This window comes from Cellulomonas humilata, assembly GCF_030814415.1.
GTDB classification, from domain to species: domain Bacteria; phylum Actinomycetota; class Actinomycetes; order Actinomycetales; family Cellulomonadaceae; genus Cellulomonas; species Cellulomonas humilata_A.
This window is the reverse complement of the sequence record NZ_JAUSVB010000005.1, coordinates 440,050-446,069: the sequence shown is the minus strand read 5'-3', so window position 1 is coordinate 446,069 and position 6,020 is coordinate 440,050. Positions and strand designations below refer to the sequence as shown.

General features: G+C 71.3%; 9 protein-coding genes. 1 reads left to right on the top strand and 8 read right to left on the bottom strand.

From position 1 onward, the window contains the following. Positions 1–128: 128 nt before the first annotated feature. Positions 129–1,046, bottom strand: coding sequence for a tRNA pseudouridine(38-40) synthase TruA (truA, locus tag J2X26_RS18485; protein WP_307494169.1), 918 nt, complete (start codon positions 1,044–1,046; stop codon positions 129–131). Between the two features lie 125 nt (positions 1,047–1,171). Between truA and J2X26_RS18480 the strand changes: the two genes are divergently transcribed. Then, complete coding sequence (locus J2X26_RS18480) at positions 1,172–1,939, top strand: ROK family protein (RefSeq protein ID WP_307494144.1); 768 nt, start codon at positions 1,172–1,174, stop codon at positions 1,937–1,939. 48 nt (positions 1,940–1,987) lie between these two features. On the opposite strand, the gene J2X26_RS18475 is transcribed toward J2X26_RS18480, so the two are convergent. From J2X26_RS18475 to infA, 7 genes are all read right to left on the bottom strand, one after another. Then, positions 1,988–2,719, bottom strand: a complete 732-nt coding sequence (locus J2X26_RS18475; protein ID WP_307494143.1) for an alpha/beta fold hydrolase — start codon at positions 2,717–2,719, stop codon at positions 1,988–1,990. Positions 2,720–2,814: 95 nt separating this feature from the next. Beyond that, positions 2,815–3,351, bottom strand: a complete 537-nt coding sequence (rplQ, locus tag J2X26_RS18470) for a 50S ribosomal protein L17 (protein ID WP_307494142.1) — start codon at positions 3,349–3,351, stop codon at positions 2,815–2,817. A gap of 73 nt (positions 3,352–3,424) precedes the next feature. Further along, positions 3,425–4,438 carry a DNA-directed RNA polymerase subunit alpha gene (locus J2X26_RS18465; protein ID WP_055912188.1) on the bottom strand — a complete coding sequence of 338 codons (1,014 nt, stop codon included), beginning with the start codon at positions 4,436–4,438 and terminating at the stop codon, positions 3,425–3,427. A gap of 144 nt (positions 4,439–4,582) precedes the next feature. Next, positions 4,583–4,984, bottom strand: a complete 402-nt coding sequence (rpsK, locus tag J2X26_RS18460) for a 30S ribosomal protein S11 (RefSeq protein WP_055912186.1) — start codon at positions 4,982–4,984, stop codon at positions 4,583–4,585. A gap of 60 nt (positions 4,985–5,044) precedes the next feature. After that, positions 5,045–5,425, bottom strand: coding sequence for a 30S ribosomal protein S13 (rpsM, locus tag J2X26_RS18455; RefSeq protein ID WP_307494141.1), 381 nt, complete (start codon positions 5,423–5,425; stop codon positions 5,045–5,047). Positions 5,426–5,611: 186 nt separating this feature from the next. Beyond that, entirely contained in the window at positions 5,612–5,725 is a 114-nt protein-coding gene (gene rpmJ / locus J2X26_RS18450) for a 50S ribosomal protein L36 (RefSeq protein WP_013117849.1), read from the bottom strand. Positions 5,726–5,785: 60 nt separating this feature from the next. After that, positions 5,786–6,007 (bottom strand): translation initiation factor IF-1, encoded by a 222-nt coding sequence (infA, locus tag J2X26_RS18445; protein WP_013770189.1) that lies wholly within the window; start codon positions 6,005–6,007, stop codon positions 5,786–5,788. Positions 6,008–6,020 lie beyond the last annotated feature (13 nt).

The window sequence follows — 6,020 nt, the reverse complement described above, 5'->3', positions numbered from 1 at the left end:
AGCGAAGGGTGAGGGGCGCGGAGCGTCACTCGCCCGCAGCGGAGCGCAAGGTCAGCCCGACCGACAACCCGCGAGGACTGACCTGGAGCGCAGCGGAGGGTGAGGGGCGGAGCGAGGCCTGACCCGTCTCAGCCGCAGCAGCCGCTCGCGTGCTGCAGGTCCTCGGCCGCCCGCCGCGCCCGGGTCTGCATCGCCCGCGCGGCCAGCTCCTCGTCGGGCGGGTAGCCCACCTCCTCGAGCGTGAGCCCGTGCGCGGCGACGACGTGCACACCCTCGCCCCGACGCCGAGCTGCGAGCAGCTCCGCCGGCCAGCCCGATCCCCGACGGCCCTCCCCCACGGCGAGGCTCGCACCGACGAGGGAGCGCACCATCGAGTGGCAGAACGCGTCCGCCTGCACCGTCGCGACCACCAGGCCGGCGTCGGGACCGTCGACGGGGCGGGACCACGCGAACGCCTCGAGCGTGCGGATCGTCGTCGCACCCGGCCGCGGCTTGCAGTACGACGCGAAGTCGTGGCGGCCCACCAGGGGCCGTGCCGCGGCCGCCATCGCGTCGACGTCGAGCCCTCGGCGGTGCCACAGGACGTGCGTACGGGACAGCGGGTCGCGCCGCGCTGCGTCGTCGCAGATCCGGTAGGTGTAGCGGCGGCGCAGCGCGGAGAACCGGGCGTCGAAGCCCTCGGCAGCCCTGGTGAGGGTGTGCACGACGAGGTCCGACGGGAGGATGCCGCCCAGCCGCGTGAGCAGAACCTCGTCCACGGGTCGCGACGAGCGACCGCTGCTCTTCTCGATCAGACCGGTGGGGATGTCGACGTGTGCCACCTGCCCGCGCGCGTGGACGCCCGAGTCCGTCCGACCGGCCACCGTCACGCGCGGAGGCCCGTCGGTCCGCAGGACGGTGCCCAGGGCGGCCTCCAGCACCCCCTGGACGGTCCGCAGGCCCGGCTGGATGGCCCAGCCGGCGAAGCCCGTGCCGTCGTAGGCCAGCTCGAGCCGCAGCCGGACGGCGGGCTCCTGCGTCGGCACGCCCGTGGGCACGACGTCCATGCTCTCGCTCACGGGTCCACACGGTAGTCGGCCCACGGAGGTTCCCCGCTCGCCCGCACCGCGTCCGGCCCACCAGCTCGCCGCGTCTCAGCGCGTCCGCACCGGCCGTCGCCTAGCGTGGGGTCGTGCCCGCCTCCGGCTCCGACCCGTTCACGCTCGCCGTCGACTGCGGCGGCGGGGGCATCAAGGCGTCGGTCCTCGACGCGGCCGGCACGCTCCACGCACCCGCGGTGCGCGTGCCGACGCCGTACCCGCTGCCCCCGGAACGCCTCGTCGCCACGATCGCGGACATCGCCGCCGATCTCCCGGCCGCCGACCGCGCGACCGTGGGGATGCCGGGGATGATCCGGCACGGCGTCGTCGTCGCGACCCCGCACTACGTGACCCGCTCCGGCCCGCGGACCGCTATCGACCCCGCGCTCCTCGCCGCCTGGGCAGGCTGCGACATCCGCGCCGCGGTCGAGGAACGCCTCGGGCTGCCCACCCTCGTCCTGAACGACGCCGAGGTGCACGGCGCCGGGGTGATCTCCGGGACGGGCGTGGAGCTCGTCCTGACCCTCGGCACGGGGCTCGGTACCGCGCTGTTCGACGGCGGGGTCCTCGCGCCGCACCTCGAGCTCTCGCACGCGCCCGTGCGCTGGGGCACCACCTACGACGCCTACATCGGGCAGGTCGAGCGCGCCCGGCTCGGTGACGCGCTCTGGTCGCGACGGGTCCGCCGCGTCGTCGACGGATTCCGTCCTGTGTTCGTCTGGGACCGGCTGTACCTCGGCGGCGGGAACGCGCGTCAGGTCACCGCGACCACGCTCGCCCGGCTCGGCGACGACGTCGTGGTCGTCCCCAACCAGGCCGGCATCGTCGGCGGCGTCCGGGCGTGGTCCCTGGGCCGCTGACCGGCCACCTGACGCCGTCTCACGCTCCGGCGGCCACGTCCGCCCTCGTCACGTCCCGGCAGCGACCGCGGCTCGCGCCTCGACCTCGTCCAGCGCCTCGAGCAGCACGCGCGTGAACCGTGCCGGCTGGACGAGGCTCACCAGGTGGGTCGCGTGCGGCACCACCACCAGCCGCCCGTCCCGGCACGCGGCCAGGAACCGGCGCTCCTCCCCGCGGAAGTGGTCGAACGCACCGTTGACCAGCCACACCGGCGCCTCGATCCGCGCCAGGTCCGCCAGTGGCGTCGCGATCGACATCTCCCGCAGGACCTCGTTGGTGGCGTCGAGCGCGAACCCGCCGGCACCGACGTCCGCCGCACCGACGGGAGGCAGCGTGAGGTCGACGAAGAACTGGTTCAGGCGGGCGCCCCGGTCCGGCAGCCGCGCGATCCCCTGCGCACCGACCGACCACCCTGCGAGCAGCACGCGGTGCGGGCGGGTCGAGCAGGACGCCGCCACGAGCCCCGCGACCTGGTGCGGGTGCCGTGCGGCGTGCCGGATCCCCACGTACCCACCGAGCGAGAGCCCGACCACGAACGCCTGCCCGCCGAGCTCGTCGATCGCGTCCGCCAGCGTGTCCACGGCCGCGTCCAGCGTGAACGGCTCGCCGATCCGGGTCCCGTGGCCAGGGAGGTCCAGCGCGACGGCGCGGTGCCCCACCCGCTGCAGCGCCTCGACCTGCGCCCGCCACATGGTGCGCGAGGTCCGCAGCCCGTGCACGAGGACCACCGGCAGGCTCATACGACCGACTCTAGGCTCGCCCGCCACGCGGTGCCCTGGGACGACGGAAGGCCCGGGACCACTCGGTCCCGGGCCTTCTCGACGTAGCTGTCAGATCACGCCTTGTCGGCGTCATCCTTGCTCTCGGCGGGCGCGTCCTCGACGGGCGCGTCCTCCGCGGGGGCGTCCTCGACGACGACGTCCTCCACCGGCTTGTCCTCGGCCTTCTTCGCCTTCGGCGCAGCCTTCGAGGCGGCCTTGGTGGCCTCCTTCACGACGGCCTGCTTCGGGGAGAGCGGCTCGAGCACGAGCTCGATGACGGCCATCGGGGCGTTGTCGCCCTTGCGCGGACCGATCTTGGTGATGCGCGTGTAGCCACCCTGACGCTCGGCGACGGCCGGGGCGATCTCGGTGAACAGCACGTGGACGACGGACTTGTCCTTGACGACGGTCATCACGCGGCGGCGGGCGTGCAGGTCACCACGCTTGGCGAACGTGATGAGGCGCTCGGCGAGCGGACGGAGGCGCTTGGCCTTCGTCTCGGTCGTCGTGATGCGCTTGTGCTCGAACAGCGACGTCGCGAGGTTCGCGAGGATCAGCCGCTCGTGCGCCGGTCCGCCACCGAGCCGGGGACCCTTGGTGGGCGTAGGCATGGTCTTTACTCCTTGAGTTCCAGTGATGGGCTGTGGACGGTCAGCCTCAGGCCGACCGTCTACGTCCCCGGCGTCAGTACTGCTCGTCCTCGACGAAGTCGCCCTCGTCGTCGCCGTAGTAGGCGCCGGCTGCGGACGGGTCGAAGTCGAGCGGGCTGTCCTTGAGCGTCAGGCCGAGCTCGGCGAGCTTCTCCTTGACCTCGGTGATGGACTTCGCACCGAAGTTGCGGATGTCCAGGAGGTCCGCCTCGGAGCGGGCCACGAGCTCACCCACGGAGTGGATGCCCTCGCGCTTGAGGCAGTTGTACGAGCGGATCGTGAGCTGCAGGTCCTCGATCGGCAGAGCGAGGTCCGCGGCGAGCGCAGCGTCGGTCGGCGACGGGCCGATCTCGATGCCCTCGGCCTCGATGTTCAGCTCGCGTGCCAGGCCGAAGAGCTCGACGAGGGTCTTGCCGGCAGAGGCCAGCGCGTCGCGCGGGCCGATCGCCGACTTCGTCTCGACGTCGACGACCAGCTTGTCGAAGTCCGTGCGCTGCTCGACACGCGTCGCCTCGACCTTGTAGGTCACCTTGAGGACCGGCGAGTAGATCGAGTCGACCGGGATGCGGCCGATCTCGGTGTCGAACGACTTGTTCTGGTTCGCCGACACGTACCCACGACCGCGCTCGACGGTCAGCTCGATCTCGAGCTTCCCCTTGTCGTTGAGCGTGGCCAGGTGCAGGTCGGGGTTGTGCACCTCGACACCGGCCGGCGGCACGATGTCCGCGGCGCTGACCTCACCGGCACCCTGCTTGCGCAGGTACATCACGACGGGCTCGTCGTTCTCCGAGGAGACGACCAGCTGCTTGATGTTGAGGATGATCTCGGTGACGTCCTCCTTGACGCCCGGCACGGTGGAGAACTCGTGCAGCACGCCGTCGATCCGGATGGACGTGACGGCGGCACCGGGGATGGAGGACAGCAGCGTCCGGCGGAGCGAGTTGCCGAGCGTGTAGCCGAAACCCGGCTCCAGCGGCTCGATGGAGAACCGCGACCGGTTCTCCGAGATGACCTCTTCGGTCAGGGTGGGGCGCTGTGCAATCAGCACGGTGTGTTTCCTCTCAGCGGGCGTCCGCCATATGACGCTGCGCAGTACTACGGGCCGGCCTGGTCTCGGTCCACCTGGTCGACGTAAGGATGTGCGGGTCGGTGCGCGACGTGCGGTCGCGCACCGACCCGACGGAGATCGAGGTCAGACGCGACGGCGCTTCGGCGGACGGCAGCCGTTGTGCGCCTGGGGCGTCACGTCCTGGATCGAGCCGACCTCGAGGCCGGTCGCCTGCAGCGAACGGATCGCGGTCTCACGGCCGGAGCCGGGGCCCTTGACGAAGACGTCGACCTTCTTCATGCCGTGCTCCTGGGCGCGACGAGCGGCCGCCTCGGCGGCGAGCTGCGCCGCGAAGGGGGTCGACTTGCGCGAACCCTTGAAGCCCACCTGGCCCGACGAGGCCGACGCGATGACGGCGCCGGTCGGGTCGGTGATGGAGATGATCGTGTTGTTGAACGTGCTCTTGATGTGCGCCTGGCCGTGGGAGACGTTCTTCTTCTCCTTGCGGCGCGGCTTGCGCACGGCGGAACGGGTCTTGGGAGGCATTCTCTTCTTCTCTCGAGGTCTGATCGGCTTGCCCTGGCGCGAGGCGCCCGGGGCGGAGGGCTACTTGCGCCCGGCCTTCTTCTTGCCGGCGACGGTGCGCTTCGGACCCTTGCGGGTACGCGCGTTGGTCTTGGTGCGCTGGCCGCGCACCGGAAGGCCACGGCGGTGGCGCAGGCCCTCGTAGCAGCCGATCTCGACCTTGCGGCGGATGTCCGCAGCGACCTCACGGCGAAGGTCACCCTCGAGCTTGTAGCTCGACTCGAGGAAGTCACGCAGCGCGACGAGCTCGGCGTCGCCGAGGTCCTTCACGCGCAGGTCCGGGCTGATGCCGGTCGCGGCCAGAGTTGCCTGGGCGCGGGTACGGCCGACCCCGTAGATGTAGGTGAGCGCGATCTCGAGCCGCTTCTCGCGGGGGAGGTCGACGCCGATAAGACGTGCCATGTGCCTGGTGGCTCCTGAACTGCTTCGGAGGTCTGCCGCACTGCCCTCCCGCGTGCTGCGGGCCCCGGCCTCCGACCGAGGGTGCACCGGCGAGTGATCGCCGGAGTGGCTGTGCGCTTGCTGGTCCTCCGCGGAGGACCGGTGGTGCTGGTCGAGCTGCTGGTCCGACGGACCGGCGTCAGGGCATCAGCCCTGGCGCTGCTTGTGGCGCAGGTTCTCGCAGATCACCTGGACGCGACCGTGCCGGCGGATCACCTTGCACTTGTCGCAGATCTTCTTGACGCTGGGCTTGACCTTCATCGCGTGTTCCTCCGCCGCCGTTGCGCCCCTGACAGGGCTGACGGCGTGATCGAGTGGCTGTTACTTGTAGCGGTAGACGATCCGGCCACGGGACAGGTCGTACGGGCTCAGCTCCACCACCACCCGGTCCTCAGGGAGGATCCGGATGTAGTGCTGTCGCATCTTGCCCGAGATGTGGGCGAGCACCTTGTGGCCGTTGGTGAGCTCCACGCGGAACATCGCGTTAGGCAGAGCCTCCACGACGCTGCCCTCGATCTCGATGACACCGTCCTTCTTCGCCATATCCTCCGCTAAC

What these genes read in the sequence shown, in the direction of transcription:
- infA (WP_013770189.1), bottom strand. Translation starts at nt 6,007, where the DNA reads ATGGCGAAGAAGGACGGTGTCATCGAGATCGAGGGCAGCGTCGTGGAG.
- rpmJ (WP_013117849.1), bottom strand. Translation starts at nt 5,725, where the DNA reads ATGAAGGTCAAGCCCAGCGTCAAGAAGATCTGCGACAAGTGCAAGGTG.
- truA (WP_307494169.1), bottom strand. Translation starts at nt 1,046, where the DNA reads ATGGACGTCGTGCCCACGGGCGTGCCGACGCAGGAGCCCGCCGTCCGG.
- rplQ (WP_307494142.1), bottom strand. Translation starts at nt 3,351, where the DNA reads ATGCCTACGCCCACCAAGGGTCCCCGGCTCGGTGGCGGACCGGCGCAC.
- J2X26_RS18475 (WP_307494143.1), bottom strand. Translation starts at nt 2,719, where the DNA reads ATGAGCCTGCCGGTGGTCCTCGTGCACGGGCTGCGGACCTCGCGCACC.
- rpsM (WP_307494141.1), bottom strand. Translation starts at nt 5,425, where the DNA reads ATGGCACGTCTTATCGGCGTCGACCTCCCCCGCGAGAAGCGGCTCGAG.
- rpsK (WP_055912186.1), bottom strand. Translation starts at nt 4,984, where the DNA reads ATGCCTCCCAAGACCCGTTCCGCCGTGCGCAAGCCGCGCCGCAAGGAG.